This window comes from Streptomyces sp. Je 1-332 (genome assembly GCF_040730185.1).
In the GTDB taxonomy this organism is placed as follows: Bacteria; Actinomycetota; Actinomycetes; order Streptomycetales; family Streptomycetaceae; genus Streptomyces.
This window is the reverse complement of sequence record NZ_CP160402.1, coordinates 6,535,339-6,552,595: the sequence shown is the minus strand read 5'-3', so window position 1 is coordinate 6,552,595 and position 17,257 is coordinate 6,535,339. Positions and strand designations below refer to the sequence as shown.

Here is a 17,257-nt window from a genome sequence, read left to right as displayed (position 1 = left end):
CCACTCAAGGCGCCTCCTCGGACGACCGGCTGTCGGCGAAACGGTGGGGACGGAACGGAGTCAGGTCCAGATCCGGGGCCGTCCCGGCCAGCGTCTGTGCGATCAAGTGGCCCGTCCCCGTGGCCAGTCCGATCCCCGCGCCCTCGTGCCCGCAGGCGTGGATGAGCCCCGGCACGCGGGCGTCGGGGCCTATGGCGGGGAGGTGGTCCGGCATGTAGGGGCGGAAGCCGATGTACGCGCGCATCGCGCGGACGTCCGCGAGGAACGGGAAGAGCCGGGTCGCCCCGGCCGCCAAGGCCCGCATGACCGGCAGGGAGAAGGAGCGGTCGAAGCCGACCCGTTCGCGGCTCGCCCCGATCAGGACCGGCCCCGCCGCTGTCCCCTCGACCACCGGTGACGTCTGGAGCGCGGCGGAACCGCTGGCCACGTCCGCCACGTAGTCGGCGGCGTACACCTTGTGCCGGACCATGCGCGGCAGTGGCTCCGTGACCAGGACGAAGCCGCGCCGGGGCAGCACGGGCAGGGTGGTTCCGGCGAGGGCGGCGAGGTCGCCGCCCCAGGTGCCCGCCGCGTTCACGACGTACGGGGCGTGGATCTCGCCACCGTCGGTACGGATCCCGCGTACCGCACCGGCCGCGGTTCGCAGCACTGCGGTGACGGTCCAGCCTGTGCGCAGCTCGGTCCCCAAACGCCGTGCCATGCGCAGTAGTTGGGCCGCGGCCAGGGACGGCATCACCTGGGCGTCCTGCGGATAGAAGACGCCGCCTGCCGTGGCGGGTGCGAGGTGCGGTTCGAGGTCGTGCAGCTCGTCGGCCGTGACGGCCCGCGCGTCGACCCCCGCCTCGCGCTGCCCGGCGGCGAACTCCCCCAGCGCCGCGCGTCCTTCCTCGGACGACGCCACGACCACGCCACCCTTGGCCTCGTACTCGATGGCTTCGCCCACGCCCGGCTCGGCAGCGAGCCGCGTCCACAACCGGCCGGAGAGGAGGGCCAGCTCGAGCTCCGGCCCTGGCTCCTTGTCGGAAACGAGGATGTTCCCCTCGCCGGACCCGGTCGTACCGCCGGCCACCGGCCCGCGGTCCACCAGGGCGACGGACAGCCCCGCCCGCGCCGCGTACAGGGCACACGCGGCGCCCACCATCCCGGCGCCGACAACCACAACATCGCAGGTCAGCCGCTCTGTCACGTCAGTACTATGTCACATACCTCTCTCCGGGGCTAGGGAGTCGACGCCTGAATAGGGGCCCTTACGGACGGCCACTAGAGACCTCCGTACGTCTATGCACCCCGTATATACATGGCGTTTATACACGCTATGTATAGTGCTCGCCATGCCTGCTGCGAAAAGCAAGATGAAGAGATCCACCCCAGCGTTCCGTCGAGCCGCTTCCATGACGGCCATGACCTCCGCGGTCATGGCCGTCGCCCTGACGGGATGCACGAAGGTGGACACGACGGCGCCCAGTTCCGTCCGCAAGGACGCGGCGTCCGTGAGCGTCGAGCGCCAGGCGAAGCTGGGAACGGTCGACTGCCGCAAGGCGAAGTGCGTGGCCCTGACGTTCGACGCGGGGCCGAGCGAGAACTCGCCGCGGCTGCTCGACATCCTCAAGGAGGAGAAGGTGCCGGCCACCTTCTTCCTGCTCGGCAAGAACCACATCGCCGAGCACCCCGAGCTGGTGAAGCGCATGGCCGCCGAGGGGCACGAGGTGGCGAGCCACACGTGGTCGCACAAGATCCTCACTGACATCACGCCGGACGAGGCGCGCGAGGAACTGCGCAGGACCGACGAGGCGATAGAGAAGCTGACCGGCCACGAGCCGACGCTGATGCGCCCGCCGCAGGGCCGCACCAACCCCGACGTCAACGAGATCGCGCGCGAGGAGGGCCTCTCGGAGGTCCTGTGGAGCGTCACCGCCAAGGACTACACGACCAACGACTCCGCCCTGATCCGAAAGCGCGTCATCGATCAGACCAAGCGGGACGGCATCATCCTGCTGCACGACATCTACAAGGGGACGGTGCCCGCGGTGCCGGGCATCATCGACGCGTTGAAGAAGCGCGGCTACGTCTTCGTGACGGTTCCGCAGCTGCTCGCGCCGGGGAAGGCCGAGCCGGGGAAGGTCTACCGCCCCTAGCCCTGGCAGGATCGACGTGTGGCTCTCTTCCGTATCGAGCGGGAATCGTCTCTGCCCGCCGCCGAGGTCTGGCGCCGGCTCACCACGTGGGAGCGGCATGCCGATGTGGTGCCGCTGACGCGGATCACCGTGCGCACGCCCCCGCCCAGCGGCGAGGGCACGGTGTTCGTCGCCCGCAGCGGACTCGGCCCCCTCGGGTTCGACGACGTGATGGAGGTCGTGACGTGGGGCCCCGCCACGGAGGGCGGCGGCATGTGCCGACTGGAGAAGCGGGGTTCGTTCGTGACGGGGTGGGCCGAGATCGAGGTGTCCGCCCGGCCGGGGACTGCCGGTTCGGCGGTCGTCTGGCGCGAGGAACTGCGGGTGCGGTGGCTGCCGCGGGCCTTCGACGGGGTGCTCCGGGCCGCCGCGCGCCACATGTTCGGACGGGCGGTGGACGGCCTGCTCACCTCTCCCCCGCCGCGGCCGTACGCGTGACCCGCCGCGCCCGTACGCGTGCCCCGGCGCGCCGCGGCTCAGCCCCGAGGAGTCTGCGGGCGCGAGCGGCCGTGCAGGGTGCGGGCAACCCTCGGGCCCAGCCAGCGCTTCATCCTGCGCAGCGGCTCCAACTGCTCGGCGGCGCGGTCGATCCGGTAGTACAGCTGCGGCGGGACGTGCGGGAGCAGCGGGGAGTGGCGCTGGCCGAGGAGCGCGAACATCTGGGCCGGGTCGAGGCCGATGTAGCGCGGCAGGTTCTCGTACCACTGGGCGCTGTAGCGCGCCGCGCTCTGCACGGAGAGCAGGGCGGCGCGCCGCTCCCGCTCGTAGCGCGCGAGAGCGGGAGTGAGCCGCGGGCCTCCCCGCAGCGCATCGCTCCCCCGCAGCGCATCGCTCCCCCGTAGCGCGCCCGCCAAGGCGATCGCGTCCTCCAGGGCGAGCGTCGTGCCCGCGCCGATCGAGTAGTGCGTGGTGTGGGCGGCGTCGCCGAGCAGGACCACGTTGCCGCGGTGCCACGTCCGGTTGGTCAGCGTCCGGAAGTTGAGCCACTGCGCGCTGCCGTCGGCGTGCGCGCGGCCGATCAGACGATGCCCGTCCAAGGGCCCCGCGAAGAGCCGCTCCAGGAGGGCGAGCCCTTCGGCCTCGCTCGCCTCGTGCAGACGAAGGCCCGTCCAGGTCTCCGGGGAGCACTCGATGACGCAGGTGCTCCGCTCGTCGCTGAAGCGGTAGCCGTAGCACCAGATCCAGCCGTGCGCGGTCTCCACGAAGGCGAAGGTGAAGGAGTCGAAGACCTTGGTGGTGCCGAGCCAGATGTACTTGTTGCGGCCGAGTGCGACCTCGGCTCCGAAGTGACCGGTGTGGCGCTCGCGCAGCGCGCTCCTGACGCCGTCGGCGGCGACGATCAGATCGGCGTCGGGCAGCTGGGCCGCGTCGGTGATCTCCCGCTCGAACTCGACGCGTACGCCGAGGTCCCGGGCCCGGTTCGTGAGGATGTCGAGGAGCCGGTGGCGGCCGATGCCGAAGCCCTCGTCCCCGTGGTGGACGGTTCTGCGGTCGCCGACGTGCGCGACGCCGTCGCTCCAGCGGACCGAGTGCTCGCTGATGGCGCGCGCGGACTCGGGGTCACCGGCGCGGAGCTTGTCGCGCAGGCCGCCCCAGTAGGTGACGCCCCAGCCGTAGGTGGACCCGGCCGGGTTGCGCTCGTGGACGGTGATGTCGTGGGACGGGTCCTGCCGCTTGAGCAGGATCGAGAGGTAGAGGGCGGCGGGCCCGCCACCGACGCAGGCGACTTTCACAAACGCTCCCGTACGTCACATAATGGGCATTATGTGACGCAACGTAGCAGGCGCATGTCATGAACCCGTGGATCTGTCCGACCGGAGACGTCAGGCCACCGACCCCGGACGCTCGACCCACCGGCCCCTGGCGTCAGGCCACCGATCCGATGCGCCCGGCCGGACGCCGCGCGCCCTCGTGGTGGATCGGCGTGTGCGCGCCCGTCAGCGAGACCCCGCTGCCGCCCCGCCGGTTCGCGACGATCTCCGCGGCGATGGAGAGGGCCGTCTCCTCCGGGGTACGCGCCCCCAGGTCGAGGCCGATGGGCGAGCGGAGCCGGGTCAACTCCAGCTCGCTGACGCCCACTTCGCGCAGCCGCTTGTTGCGGTCCTCGTGTGTGCGGCGCGATCCCATGGCGCCGACGTAGGCGACCGGGAGGCGCAGGGCGAGTTCGAGCAGGGGCACGTCGAACTTGGCGTCGTGCGTCAGGACGCACAGGACGGTGCGGCCGTCGACCTCCGTCCGCTCCAGGTACTTGTGGGGCCACTCGACGACGATCTCGTCCGCGTCCGGGAAGCGGGCCGCCGTGGCGAAGACGGGCCGCGCGTCGCAGACGCTCACGCGGTAGCCGAGGAACTTGCCGATCCTGACGAGCGCCGACGCGAAGTCGATCGCGCCGAACACGATCATGCGGGGCGGCGGGACGCTCGACTCGACGAGGAGCGTGAGCGGCTGCCCGCAGCGCGATCCGTCCTCACCGATCTCCACTGTGCCGGTGCGCCCCGCGTCCAGCATCGCGCGGGCCTCGCCCGCCGCGGTGCGGTCCAGTTCGGGGTGTCCGCCGAGGCCGCCCTCATGAGGGGCGTCGGCGTCGGAACGTACGAGAAGAGCCCGGCCCACGAGGTCCGCGGGCCCGGAGGTGATGCGGGCGACGGCCGAGGCCTCGCCCGACGCGGCCGCCGCGAGGGCGGACGCGACGACCGGCCGCACGGAGGAGTCCGCGCGGACCGGGGTGACGAGGATGTCGATGATTCCGCCGCAGGTCAGGCCCACGGCGAAGGCGTCCTCGTCGCTGTATCCGAAGCGTTCGAGGACGCTCTCGCCGTCTTCGAGCGCCTGTTGACACAGGTCGTAGACGGCGCCTTCCACACACCCGCCGGAGACGGAGCCGATCGCCGTGCCGTCGGAGTCGACGGCCAGGGCCGCGCCGGGCTGCCGGGGCGCGCTGCCGCCGACCGCCACCACGGTGGCGACGGCGAAGTCGCGTCCCTGCTCGACCCACCGGTTCAGCTCCGCGGCGATGTCCAGCATGTCCGTCTCCTAACGGGTGTGTGATTCCAGGATGGGCTACTTGACGCCCATCCAGTTCTCGATCGGATGGAGCGCGAAGAAGGCGAGGAACACGAGCGCGAGCACCCACATCAGCCAGCCGATCTCGCGGGCCCTGCCCTGGACGGCCTTGATCAGGACGTGGGCGATGACACCGGCCGCGATACCCACCGTGATCGAGTACGTGAACGGCATCAGGACCGTGGTCAGGAACACCGGAATGGCGGTGGCCTGGTCGGTCCAGTCGATGTGCCGGGCGTTGCTCAGCATCATCGCGCCGATGACGACGAGGGCGGCGGACGCGACCTGGGTCGGGATGAGCTGGGCGAGCGGGGTGAAGAAGAGGCAGAGCGCGAACGCGAGACCGGTGACGACGCTCGCGAAGCCGGTGCGCGCGCCGTCGCCGACACCCGCGGTGGACTCGACGAAGACGGTCTGGCCGGAGGCACCGGCGAAACCACCGACGACGCCACCGGCACCGTCGATCGCCAGGGCCTTGTTCAGACCCGGCATCTTGCCGTCCTTGTCGGCGAGGTTGGCCTGCTGGCCGATGCCGATGATGGTTCCCATGGCGTCGAAGAAGCCGGCGAGGACCAGGGTGAAGACGATGACACCCACGGTGATGCCGCCGATGTCACCGATGCCGCTGAAGGACACCTCGCCGAAGAGGCCGAAGTCGGGGCTCGAGACGATGGAGCCGCTGAGCTCCGGGGCGTTCAGGCCCCAGTCCTTGGCGTTCATGCCCGCGAGCTGGTTCACGATCGCGGCGAAGACGGTGCCGCCGACGATGCCGATGAGGATCGCGCCCGGGACCTTGCGGACCTGGAGCAGGAAGATCAGCAGGACGGTGACGGCGAAGCACAGGACGGGCCAGCCCATGAGCTTGTCGTCGATGCCCAACTGGATCGGCTTCGACCCCATGTCGCCGTGCTCGGACGGCATCGAGGTGACGAAGCCCGCCTGGACCAGGCCGATCAGCGTGACGAACATGCCGATGCCCATGGTGATGGCGTGCTTCAGTGCCAGGGGAATCGCGTCCATGATCAGGGACCGCAGGCCGGTGAGGACCAGCAGGATGATGATGGCGCCGTAGATGAGGCACATCGCCATCGCGTTGCCCCAGGTCATCTCCGGGGCGACCTGGAAGGCCATGACGGCGGAGACGCTGAGTCCCGCCGCGAGGGCGAGCGGCACGTTGCCCAGGATGCCCATGACGATGGTGGTGGCGGCCGCCGCGAAGACGGTGGCGGTGGTCAGCTGATCACCGTCGAGCCGGTGTCCCGTGGCGTCGGGGACCGAGAGGATCACGGGGTTCAGAAGGATGATGTAGGCCATCGCCATGAAGGTGGTGATGCCGCCACGCACCTCCCGACCGACCGTCGACCCTCTCTGGGTTATGTGGAAATACCGGTCGAGCCAGGACCTGCCGGCGGGGACGCGCGTGCCGTTGCCGGCGTCCGCTGCCGTGGTCTTCGGCTCCGTTGACTGCTGGGTCATGGTGCCTAACTCCCAAGGTTCATAGGGGCACCCGCAACAGGCTGATCGAACAAGGGTTGGGCCTGTGGAGACTGCGGGATTTGGGATGGTGCGTTTGGCTGCACGACCCGGGGGACGGCCCGAGACGAACTGGGGCTCCGAAGAGCGTGGGTGCTGCGTGGGTGGTGCGTGGGTGCTGCTCAGGTACTGCGATGACCGCGAGCGGTGCGGTACTGGGGTTCTCCGGGCGGCACGGGCGAGGGGAAGTGTGACGTTCCGTGGGAGGCACGCGCCGCCCGGAGAGATCTTGGGATCAGGTACCGGTGAGGTGTTCGGGACGTACCGGCGTCCTGTTCAGCTCCAGACCCGTCGCGTTCCGGATCGCCGCGAGGACGGCCGGGGTCGACGAGAGGGTCGGGGCCTCGCCCATGCCGCGCAGGCCGTAGGGCGCGTTCGGGTCCGCCAGTTCGAGTACGTCGACGGGGATGGTCGGCGTGTCGAGGATGGTCGGGATGAGGTAGTCCGTGAAGGAGGGGTTGCGCACCTTCGCGGTCTTCGGGTCGACGATGATCTCCTCCATCACCGCGACGCCCAGGCCCTGGGTGGTACCACCCTGGATCTGACCGACCACGGAGAGCGGGTTGAGCGCCTTGCCGACGTCCTGCGCGGTGGCCAGCTCGATGACCTTGACCAGGCCGAGCTCGGTGTCCACCTCGACGACCGCGCGGTGCGCGGCGAACGAGTACTGGACGTGGCCGTTGCCCTGACCGGTCTTCAGGTCGAAGGCCACGGTCGGACGGTGCCGCCACTCGGCCTCGACCTCGACGCTCTCGCCGTCGAGCAGCTCGGCCAGGTCCGCGAGGGCCTCGCCGCCGTCGGTGAGGACCTTGCCGCCTTCGAGGACCAGCTCGGCGGTGGCCCACGCGGGGTGGTACGAGCCGAACTTGCGGCGGCCGATCTCCAGGACCTTCTCGCGGACGAGCTCGCAGGAGTTCTTGACCGCGCCACCGGTGACGTACGTCTGACGGGACGCGGACGTCGACCCTGCGGAGCCCACCTGGGTGTCGGCGGGGTGGATGGTCACCTGCTGGACGCCGAGCTCGGTGCGGGCGATCTGCGCGTGGACGGTGATGCCGCCCTGGCCGACCTCCGCCATCGCGGTGTGCACGGTGGCGACCGGCTCGCCGTTGATGACCTCCATGCGCACCTTGGCGGTGGAGTAGTCGTCGAAGCCCTCGGAGAAGCCGACGTTCTTGATGCCGACCGCGTAGCCGACACCGCGGACGACGCCTTCGCCGTGCGTGGTGTTGGAGAGTCCGCCGGGCAACGCGCGGACGTCGGCGCCCTCGCTGGACTCCCACTGGCGCTCGGGCGGCATCGGGCGGGCCTTGACGCGGCGCAGGATCTCGGCGACCGGGGCCGGCGAGTCGACCGACTGGCCCGTCGGCAGGAGCGTGCCCTGCGACATGGCGTTGAGCTGGCGGAACTCGACCCGGTCCATGCCCACCTTGTCGGCGAGCTTGTCCATCTGGGCCTCGTAGGCGAAGCAGGCCTGGACGGCGCCGAATCCGCGCATCGCGCCGCACGGCGGGTTGTTGGAGTAGAGGGCGATCGCCTCGATGTCGACGTCCTCGATCACGTACGGACCGACCGACAGGGACGAGGCGTTGCCCACGACCGCCGGGGAGGCCGACGCGTAGGCGCCGCCGTCCAGGACGATCTTGCACTTCATGTGCGTGAGCTTGCCGTCCTTGGTGGCGCCGTGCTCGTAGTACAGCTTCGCCGGGTGGCGGTGCACGTGGCCGAAGAAGGACTCGAACCGGTTGTAGACGATCTTGACCGGCTTGCCGGTGCGCAGCGCCAGGAGGCAGGCGTGGATCTGCATCGAGATGTCTTCACGGCCGCCGAACGCGCCGCCGACGCCGGAGAGCGTCATGCGCACCTTGTCCTTGGGCAGGCCGAGGACGGGGGCGATCTGGTCGAGGTCGGAGTGCAGCCACTGGGTGGCGACGTACAGCTCGACGCCGCCGTCCTCGGACGGTACGGCGAGGCCGGACTCCGGGCCGAGGAAGGCCTGGTCCTGCATGCCGAAGGTGTACTCGCCCTTGACGATGAAGTCGGCCTTCTTGGCGGCCTCTTCGGCGTTGCCGCGGACGATCGGCTGGCGGTGCACGATGTTGGGGTGCGGGACGTGACCGATGTGGTGGTCGTCGCGGCCCTCGTGCACGAGCACGGCGTCCGGAGCGGTCGCCGAGGCCTCGTCGGTGATGAGGGGCAGTTCCTTGTACTCGACCACGATCTTCGCGGCGGCACGGCGGGCGGTCTCCGGGTGGTCGGCCGCCACCAGGGCGACCGGCTCACCGTGGTGCCGGACCTTGCCGTGCGCGAGCACCGGGGTGTCCTGGATCTCCAGGCCGTAGTTCTTCATCTCGGCGGGCAGGTCGTCGTACGTCAGGACGGCGTACACGCCCGGAGTCTTGAGCGCCTCGACGGTGTCGATCGAGACGATCTCGGCGTGCGCGACGGTGCTGCGGAGCGTCTGGCCCCAGAGCATGTCCTCGTGCCACATGTCCGAGGAGTAGGCGAACTCGCCGGTGACCTTGAGGGTGCCGTCGGGGCGGAGCGTGGACTCTCCGATGCCGCCCTTGTTGTGCTTCTGGGTGACTTCGGTGGGCGCGCCCGTGGTGGTCTTGGTTCCAGCCATGATCAGACCGTCTCTTCCTGACGGGCGGCCGCCAGGCGGACCGCGTCCAGGATCTTCTCGTAACCGGTGCAGCGGCAGAGGTTGCCGGAGAGCGCCTCGCGGATGTCGGCGTCCGACGGCGAGGCGTTGCGCTCGAGCAGCTCGTCGGCGGCGACGAGGAGACCGGGGGTACAGAAGCCGCACTGGACGGCGCCGGCGTCGATGAACGCCTGCTGGATGGAGGAGAGTTCGCCGCCCTCGCCGGTCTGGCCGTCCGTTCCCTTGGCCTGCCACTGGCGGGCTTCCTGGAGGCTGGTGCCGCCGCAGACGGAGCCGCAGGCGCCGCCCGGGTGGGCGTCGTCGCGGTGTTTCGCGTAGTCCGCGAGGCCCTCGACGGTGACGACCTCGCGGTCCTGGACCTGTCCGGCGGCGACCAGACACGAACACACCGGCACGCCGTCGAGACGGACGGTGCAGGATCCGCACTCGCCCTGCTCACAGGCGTTCTTGGAGCCCGGAAGCCCCATGCGCTCACGCAGGACGTAGAGAAGGGACTCGCCCTCCCACACGTCGTCGGCTTCCTGCTGACGGCCGTTGACCGTGAAGTTCACGCGCATTATGCGACTCCCTCAGTGCTGCGGCCGTTGCCGCGGTACGACTCCCAGGTCCAGCCGAGCGTGCGGCGGGCCATGATGCCGACGGCGTGACGGCGGTAGTTCGCCGTGCCGCGGACGTCGTCGATCGGGTTGGCTGCACCGGAGGCGAGCTCCGCGAACTGCTTGGCGATCGAGGGGGTGATGATCTTCTTGCTGTCCCAGAAGCCGCCCTCGTCGAGCGCCGCGTTCAGGAACTCCTCGGCCGCCTTCGCCCGGATGGGGGTCGGGGCCGCGGAACCGATGCCGGTCCGTACGGTCCGGGTCTCGGGGTGCAGGGCGATACCGAAGGCGCACACGGCGATGACCATCGCGTTGCGGGTGCCGACCTTCGAGTACTGCTGCGGGCCGTCCGCCTTCTTGATGTGGACGGACTTGATGAGCTCGTCCTGGGCGAGGGCGTTGCGCTTCACGCCGGTGTAGAAGTCGTCGATCGGGATGAGGCGCGAGCCGCGTACGGACTCCACCTCGACCTCGCAGTCGGCGGCGAGCAGCGCCGGGTGGGCGTCACCGGCAGGCGACGCCGTGCCGAGGTTGCCGCCGACACCGCCGCGGTTGCGGATCTGGGGGGATGCGACCGTGTGCGAGGCGAGCGCGAGACCGGGGAGCTCGGTGCGCAGCTCCTCCATGATCGTGGTGTAGGGAACCGAGGCGCCCAGCTGGACCGTCTCCTCGCCCACCGCCCACTCGCGCAGCTCGGCGATGCGGTTGAGGTCAAGCAGGTACTCGGGACGACGGTGGTCGAAGTTGATCTCGACCATCACGTCGGTGCCACCCGCAATCGGCACAGCTGTCGGGTGCTCGGCCTTGGCGGCGAGCGCCTCCTCCCAGCTGGCAGGGCGAAGGAAGTCCATGAGGCTCTCTTCTTCGTATTGGGTCGTTCGTTCGAGAGGATCCAGCCAAGTCGGGCCGGAGGCCTCTCGACTGCTTGTTCATGTGCTGTTAACGCGGATTGGGCCAAGTACACCGCTCCGCCGTCCGATGGGGTCAGTCACCGAAACCATGAAGGAGTTGGCTGGCCAAGGCGCGCGTCTTGTAGATTCGTATGAAGAACGGGCCTCAGTAACCTCGCGGCTTCCCCCCGGAAACCGCAGGGACCCCAGGACACAGGGGCCTGGGGCGGCCGTCGACCACACAGAGTCGACAGACGCGAACTGCCTGTACATCCCATTCGAGACAAGATCGGCGGCGACCACCATGCGGCTGCGCGCACTCCTTGACACCGACGCGCTGGGCCTGCGGCTGCTCGGCGGCGAGGACGAGCTCGACCGCACCGTGCGCGGTGTGATGACCACGGACCTGCGTGACCCGAGCCGGTATCTCGCCGGCGGCGAGCTGGTCCTCACCGGCCTCGCCTGGCGCCGCGACGCCTCGGACACCGAACCCTTCGTACGCATCCTCGCGAGCGCCGGAGTGGCGGCCCTGGCCGCTGGTGAGGCCGAGCTGGGGGACGTCCCTGCCGACCTCGTCGACGCCTGCGCGCGGCACCGCCTGCCGCTGTTCGCCGTGAACGAGTCGGTCGCCTTCGCGACGATCACCGAGCATGTCGTGCGCCAGGTCTCCGGCGAGCGGGCAGGTGACCTGGCGGCCGTCGTGGACCGCCACCGCCGCCTGATGACGTCGGGCCCCACCGGCGGCGGCCCCGACGTCGTCCTCGACCTGCTCGGCTCCGACCTGGACCTGCGGGCCTGGGTCCTGTCGCCCGCGGGCCGTGCCATCGCGGGGTCGAGCGCCGCGGGCCCCGCCCTCCCGGCGGCCGTTTGCGCACGCCTGGGGGGCGAGCACCTGGCCGCCGTCCGTACGGGGCGCAGGGGCCCGCACCGCGTCCAGTTGGACGGCACGACGTACTCCCTGTTCCCCATTCGGAGCAGTGGGCGCGGTCCGGCCGCGGCTTCGGCGTCGGCGGCCGCCGCGGCGAGCACGGCCGCCCTGCGCGACGTGCGCGAGACGGTTCTCTCCGACTGGTTCCTGGCGGTCGAGGCCGACGCGGGCGACTGGCCCGAGGAGCGGCTCGACCTGCTGCAGGGCGTCACGCAGCTGATCGCGGTGGAGCGCGACCGGCGCGACGCCGCCCGCACGGTGCGTCGCAGGCTGGCCCAGGAGGTCCTTGAGCTGGTCCAGACGGGCGCGGCCCCCGCGGAGATCGCGGCGCGCCTGCGGGTCGCCGCCCCCGTGCTGCTGCCCGGCCTCGGCGCGGCACCGCACTGGCAGGTCGTGGTGGCCCGCGTGGAGTGGGACGGGGGCGACATCGAGGGCGGCCCGGTGGCCCAGTCCCTCCTGGAGGAGATCCTCGTCGACCCGCTGTCGGCGGGGCCCGAACCGTCCGACCGCATCGCGGTGGCCCATACGGGTGACGAGGCGATCGCACTCGTGCCGCTGCCCGCGGTCTCCGGGGAGCACGACTCGGAGACGGGCCTGCTGGCCGATTCCCTCCTGGAGTCCGTCCGCGAGCCGCTCTCCGCGGGCCTCGACGGCGACGGCCGCCTCACGCTCGGCGTCAGCGCCTCCGTGCACTCGGCGGAGGGCCTGCGCGGCGCCCTGGAGGAGGCCCGGCACGCCCGCCGGGTCGCGGCGGCGCGGCCGGGCCGGGTCTGCGCGGCGGGCCACCAGGAGCTGGCCTCGCACGTCCTGCTGCTGCCCTTCGTCCCGGACGACGTGCGCCGCGCGTTCACGGCCCGCCTCCTGGACCCGCTGCGGGACTACGACCGGCGCCACCGGGCCGAGCTCATCCCGACCCTGGAGGCGTTCCTGGACTGCGACGGTTCCTGGACGCGCTGCGCGGCGCGGCTGCACCTGCACGTCAACACGCTGCGCTACCGAGTGGGCCGTATCGAGCAGTTGACGGGTCGTGACCTTTCGCGCCTCGAGGACAAGCTCGATTTCTTCCTGGCACTGCGCATGAGCTGACTCGGACGACCTGCGCCGAACACCTTTCATGACCCGCCCTTTGTGAATTCTTTCACCCAGCCTCTTGGCCGGGTGCGCCGATCCGTGCTGAGATGCGCCCACGACTCAACAGCTCAATGGCGTGCTCGGGGAGGGCAACGTGGCGCATACCGCCATGTCTGGTTCCGGAACGACTGCAGGGGACGATCCACTCCAGACCGCGGTATGGCGGCTGCGCTCGCGCGGCTGTTGGACCGACGCGGCAGCGCTGCTGGCCTCACGGGAGGGCCCAGGGCCCGCACTGCAGAGAACCTCACTCCTGGTGGAGCGGTGCCTGTTCACGGGCGAGGGCTGGGCCGAGGCGGAGGACGGGCTGCGGACGGCCGAGGCGCTGGCCGTGGCGGACGAGGACCGTGGGGCTGCGGCGTGCGAGCGCGGCCAACTGGCGTACGCATCCACGGTCCTTGCCGTGCGGGACCGGGCGGACGAGGCGCGTACGGCGCTGGGGCGAGCGGCGGCGCTCCTTGCCCCGAATGCTTCGGGGCGCCCGCTGCTCGACTTCCGCCGGGGCCTGATCGCCGAGCACATCTCGGACTCGCCCCAGGCGGCGCGGGCCGCCTACCGGCGGGCGCACGCGGGGGCGACGGCGCATTCCGACCCTCTGCTGCTCTCCTTCACCTGGCGCCACCTGGCCGGACTCGCCCTGCGGGAGGGCGAGTCGGCCGAGGCGCGGCATGGGTTCGCGGAGTCGCTGCGGATTCGGGAGGAGCTGGGGTATCTGGTGGGTACGGCTCCCGCGCTGGCTGCGCTGGCTGATACGGAGCCGGAGCCTGAGGCGGGACGCCTCCGGGCCGAGGCGGCCCGCCTTTTCCGCCTGATGGGCGGGGTGCCGTCTTGGCTGGCGCAGCATTTGAGTCCTCCGGCGCCGGCGGCGTAGGCGGCTTAGGGCAGGGGCGTTTCCTTTCCCCAACCCCGCCCCTTCCCGAAAACCCGCTCTGGCGCGGGGGCCTTGGTGGGCGTCATCACCGGCTTCGCCGGGTTCGTCCTCAAACGCCGGACGGGCTGGAAGTATCCGGCCGGGCTGGATACTTCCAGCCCGGCCGGCGTTTGAGGCCATCTTGTACGGGGTCTGGGGCGGAGCCCCAGTTTCGGGAAGGGGCGGGATTGGGGAATGCCCCGCAGGGACCGCCCGGACCTCAGCCCCCCGCCCCCGCAAAATGCTCCCGCACCAGGGACTGGACGACCCCCAGGTCCTGCGCCATCAACGCCTCCAGCAGAGCCATATGCTCCGCCGCGTCAGCGACAAGGTCCGCACGGCGGGCGTGGACGGGCCCGCTCACGAGGGGCCACTGCGACCGCCGGTGCAGGTCGTCCGCCACCTGCACCAGCTGCTGGTTCCCGGAGAGACCGAGCACCGCCCCGTGAAAGGCCCGGTCCGCCTCCGCGTACCGGGCAAGATCACCGCCCGCCGCCGCCACCGCACTCGCCTCCGCGAGGGGCCGCAGCTCGCACCACCGCGCCGCGGGCACCGTACGGGCGAGCCGCAGCATCACCGGCACCTCGATCAGCGCCCGTACCTCCGCCAGCTCCCCCAGCTCGCGCGCGCTCCGCTCGGTGACCCGGAAGCCGCGGTTCGGCACGACCTCCACGGCGCCCTCGATCGCCAGCTGCTGCATCGCCTCGCGCACCGGAGTCGCCGAGACCCCGAAGCGCTCGCCGAGCACCGGCGCCGAGTACACCTCGCCGGGCGCGAGGTCGCCCCCGACGAGCGCGTCCCGCAGGGCGTCCAGGATCTGCCCGCGTACCGAGTTCCGCTGGACCGTCTTACGGGGCGCGCGGGGCCCGGGCAGCGCCGCCTCCCCGTGCGTGTGCTCACCCCGGACGGCAGTCGCAGGCGCCGCCGGGCTCGCATCCCGGGCCGTCGCGTCCCGGGCCGCCGCGGCCCGCACCTGCTCCGGGACGCGGACGGCGAGGCGGTACGCGTCATGCGCTCTGGCCTGCTCCACGAGGTCCACCCCAAAGTCCGCTCGGTCCGAAAGGTACGAGAGGCACCATAGGCGGACAGCCCCGCAGTTGAAACCTCGATCATTCTGGGTAAGGTTAGGCTTACCTGCAATCGATCGTGATTCGGTGGTCCCCGCATGTCCGTACCCACCTTGACCAAGAGCGCCCCGAGCGCCCTCGCGGACGCCTACGCCCGCCTCACCGAGGTGTTTCCCGGACTGCGCGTGACCGAGCTCGTCGACGAGGAGCAGGCCCCCCAGGGCGGCGGTTGGGTCACCGCTTCCCGGCTCGCGGAGGGCGGGGCCGACCTCGACGCTTTCATGGCGTGGGACGAGGCGCAGGTACGCAAGGACTACGGCCAGGCAGGGCGTCCGGACGTCATCGCCAGCTTCGCGCTGCACCGCTACGCCTGGCCGGCCACCCTGCTGATCACTCTGCCGTGGTTCCTGCACCGCAGGGTGCCCCGCTTCCCCGTACAGAACGTGTCCTTCCAGCGCACCCTCGGCCGCCTGGCCGTCCGCAGCGCGGGCTTCGCCTGTCTGCCCGGTGATCCGGCCGCCTCACTCCCCGGAGCCCACGTCGTGCCGGACGAGGAGGCGCTGCGCGCGGAGGTGCGGGCCTCCGTCGCCGAGCACCTGGGACCGCTTCTGGACGCCTTCGGGCCACGGATGCGGCGCCGCTCGCGCGCCCTGTGGAGCGTCGCCACGGACGAGATCGTCGAGGGGCTCTGGTACATCGCCCATCTCCTCGGCGAGGAGCAGCGCGCCACGACCGAGCTCGAACGGCTGCTACCGGGTGCCACCAAGCCGTACGTGGGGACGGCGGGGTTCCGTGAGCTGAGGGGCCCGAACGGCGAGTCCCTGCCGACGCGGGACCGCGCGAGCTGCTGCATGTTCTACACACTGCGCCCCGAGGACACCTGTGTGACCTGCCCGCGCACCTGCGACGCGGAGCGCGTCGCGCGCCTCAGCGCCGCAGCGGCGGCCTGACCCGCAGCCCCGTCCCGTCCCTAGCCGAAACCGCGAACCCCTCCCTCCTGAACCACCCTTTCGTGTTCGTTTAATCGAACTCAACTCTCCTTACTGAGGCCTGAGTTCGAGCAAAACGGCGCGCGTCGCACCCCTTTGCACCCCCCTTGGCGTTCTCTTGCTCCAAAAGCCCACTGGGGGCCATCGGGATTGGGCCACTATGGCGCCCGAACGCCCTACCGCGACGCAAGGGACCCCAGATGAGACTGACCGACATATCGCTGGACTGGCTGCTTCCGGGTGGCGTCCTGCTCCTGGGCATGCTGGTGGCGGTGGCGGTACTCGCACGCGGCAAGCGCGCCGGGCAGAAGGCGACCGCCGGTATCTCCGGTGACGACTCCTGGGAACGCAGCGAGGAGCGCCGCAGGCGCAAGGAGGCCATCTACGGAACGGCCTCGTACGTTCTGCTGTTCTGCTGTGCGGCGGTCGCCGCCGCACTCTCCTTCCACGGCCTGGTCGGCTTCGGCCGGCAGAACCTCAACCTGACCGGCGGCTGGGAGTACCTGGTCCCGTTCGGGCTCGACGGCGCGGCGATGTTCTGCTCCGTGCTCGCCGTGCGCGAGGCGAGCCATGGTGACGCGGCCCTCGGCTCGCGGCTCCTGGTGTGGACGTTCGCGGGCGCCGCCGCCTGGTTCAACTGGGTGCACGCGCCCAGAGGGCTCGGCCACGCGGGCGCGCCGCAGTTCTTCGCCGGGATGTCGCTGTCGGCGGCGGTGCTCTTCGACCGCGCGCTGAAGCAGACCCGCCGGGCGGCTCTGCGCGAACAGGGCCTGGTGCCACGGCCGTTGCCGCAGATCCGGATCGTACGGTGGCTGCGCGCGCCCCGGGAGACCTTCGGCGCGTGGTCGCTGATGCTCCTCGAAGGCGTACGCACCCTGGACGAGGCGGTCGAGGAGGTCCGCGAGGACCGGCGCGAGAAGGAGCGCACCCGGATCACCAGGCGGGGCCGCGAGAAGTTGGAGCGTGCGCAGCTCAAGGCGATCAGCAGAGGCCATCGCAGCCTCCCGGGCCGCGGCGGCGGGCGGCAGGTCGATCTGCCAGCCGTCGCTCCGGCCGCCGGGTCCGGGCAGGTCGGCGCGGACCCCGCGATAGCACCCGGCCCGGCGCCGCAGGAACAGGACCAGCTGCCGCTGCGCTCCCGTCCCTCGCTCCAGGCCGTGAAGAACGGCACTGAACCCGTCACCGTCGACCTCACCGCCGAGGACGACACCCAGACGCTGCCACGGCTCGACTCCCTGGAGCAGAAGCTCAAGGATCTGGAGCAGCAGTTCGGCTGATGTCAGCAGCGCAGGACGGGAGTTGGCCGGCGGT

Annotated in this window: 14 protein-coding genes; 6 read left to right on the top strand and 8 right to left on the bottom strand. The window is 71.0% G+C overall.

Annotated elements, in window-relative coordinates:
- Positions 1–4: 4 nt before the first annotated feature.
- Positions 5–1,186 (bottom strand): FAD-binding oxidoreductase, encoded by a 1,182-nt coding sequence (locus tag ABXJ52_RS29515; RefSeq protein WP_367045995.1) that lies wholly within the window; start codon positions 1,184–1,186, stop codon positions 5–7.
- A gap of 166 nt (positions 1,187–1,352) precedes the next feature.
- Between ABXJ52_RS29515 and ABXJ52_RS29510 the strand changes: the two genes are divergently transcribed.
- The gene (locus ABXJ52_RS29510) at positions 1,353–2,135 is read left to right on the top strand and encodes a polysaccharide deacetylase family protein (protein WP_367049360.1); all 783 of its coding nucleotides are present in this window, start codon (positions 1,353–1,355) and stop codon (positions 2,133–2,135) included.
- Positions 2,136–2,153: 18 nt separating this feature from the next.
- Positions 2,154–2,612 (top strand): SRPBCC family protein, encoded by a 459-nt coding sequence (locus ABXJ52_RS29505; RefSeq protein WP_367045993.1) that lies wholly within the window; start codon positions 2,154–2,156, stop codon positions 2,610–2,612.
- Between the two features lie 38 nt (positions 2,613–2,650).
- On the opposite strand, the gene ABXJ52_RS29500 is transcribed toward ABXJ52_RS29505, so the two are convergent.
- The 6 genes from ABXJ52_RS29500 to ABXJ52_RS29475 all read right to left on the bottom strand — a co-directional run bounded on the left by ABXJ52_RS29500 (position 2,651) and on the right by ABXJ52_RS29475 (position 10,882).
- Positions 2,651–3,907 (bottom strand): FAD-dependent monooxygenase, encoded by a 1,257-nt coding sequence (locus ABXJ52_RS29500; RefSeq protein ID WP_367045991.1) that lies wholly within the window; start codon positions 3,905–3,907, stop codon positions 2,651–2,653.
- 133 nt (positions 3,908–4,040) lie between these two features.
- Positions 4,041–5,198, bottom strand: a complete 1,158-nt coding sequence (locus ABXJ52_RS29495; protein ID WP_367045989.1) for an XdhC/CoxI family protein — start codon at positions 5,196–5,198, stop codon at positions 4,041–4,043.
- 36 nt (positions 5,199–5,234) lie between these two features.
- Positions 5,235–6,713 (bottom strand): NCS2 family permease, encoded by a 1,479-nt coding sequence (locus tag ABXJ52_RS29490; protein WP_367045987.1) that lies wholly within the window; start codon positions 6,711–6,713, stop codon positions 5,235–5,237.
- Positions 6,714–7,005: 292 nt separating this feature from the next.
- Positions 7,006–9,396: a molybdopterin cofactor-binding domain-containing protein gene (locus ABXJ52_RS29485; RefSeq protein WP_367045986.1), complete on the bottom strand. Its 2,391-nt coding sequence runs from the start codon at positions 9,394–9,396 to the stop codon at positions 7,006–7,008.
- A 2-nt stretch (positions 9,397–9,398) separates the two neighbouring features.
- Positions 9,399–9,992, bottom strand: coding sequence for a (2Fe-2S)-binding protein (locus tag ABXJ52_RS29480; protein WP_367045984.1), 594 nt, complete (start codon positions 9,990–9,992; stop codon positions 9,399–9,401).
- Positions 9,992–10,882, bottom strand: coding sequence for an FAD binding domain-containing protein (locus tag ABXJ52_RS29475; protein WP_367045982.1), 891 nt, complete (start codon positions 10,880–10,882; stop codon positions 9,992–9,994). The genes ABXJ52_RS29480 and ABXJ52_RS29475 overlap by 1 nt, the downstream gene beginning before the upstream one ends.
- 343 nt (positions 10,883–11,225) lie before the next feature.
- Here ABXJ52_RS29475 and ABXJ52_RS29470 point away from each other — a divergent pair, with 343 nt between their 5' ends.
- Positions 11,226–12,935 (top strand): PucR family transcriptional regulator ligand-binding domain-containing protein, encoded by a 1,710-nt coding sequence (locus ABXJ52_RS29470; protein ID WP_367045980.1) that lies wholly within the window; start codon positions 11,226–11,228, stop codon positions 12,933–12,935.
- Between the two features lie 154 nt (positions 12,936–13,089).
- Positions 13,090–13,851: a hypothetical protein gene (locus tag ABXJ52_RS29465; protein ID WP_367045979.1), complete on the top strand. Its 762-nt coding sequence runs from the start codon at positions 13,090–13,092 to the stop codon at positions 13,849–13,851.
- Positions 13,852–14,110: 259 nt separating this feature from the next.
- Here ABXJ52_RS29465 and ABXJ52_RS29460 read toward each other — a convergent pair whose 3' ends face one another.
- Complete coding sequence (locus ABXJ52_RS29460) at positions 14,111–14,920, bottom strand: GntR family transcriptional regulator (RefSeq protein WP_367045977.1); 810 nt, start codon at positions 14,918–14,920, stop codon at positions 14,111–14,113.
- A gap of 135 nt (positions 14,921–15,055) precedes the next feature.
- Here ABXJ52_RS29460 and ABXJ52_RS29455 point away from each other — a divergent pair, with 135 nt between their 5' ends.
- Together ABXJ52_RS29455 and ABXJ52_RS29450 are read left to right on the top strand one after the other, a co-directional pair.
- Positions 15,056–15,907 (top strand): (2Fe-2S)-binding protein, encoded by an 852-nt coding sequence (locus tag ABXJ52_RS29455; protein WP_367045975.1) that lies wholly within the window; start codon positions 15,056–15,058, stop codon positions 15,905–15,907.
- A 239-nt stretch (positions 15,908–16,146) separates the two neighbouring features.
- A complete protein-coding gene (locus tag ABXJ52_RS29450) occupies positions 16,147–17,223 on the top strand; it encodes a DUF2637 domain-containing protein (protein ID WP_367045973.1) in 1,077 nt (358 codons plus the stop codon).
- Positions 17,224–17,257: the final 34 nt, after the last annotated feature.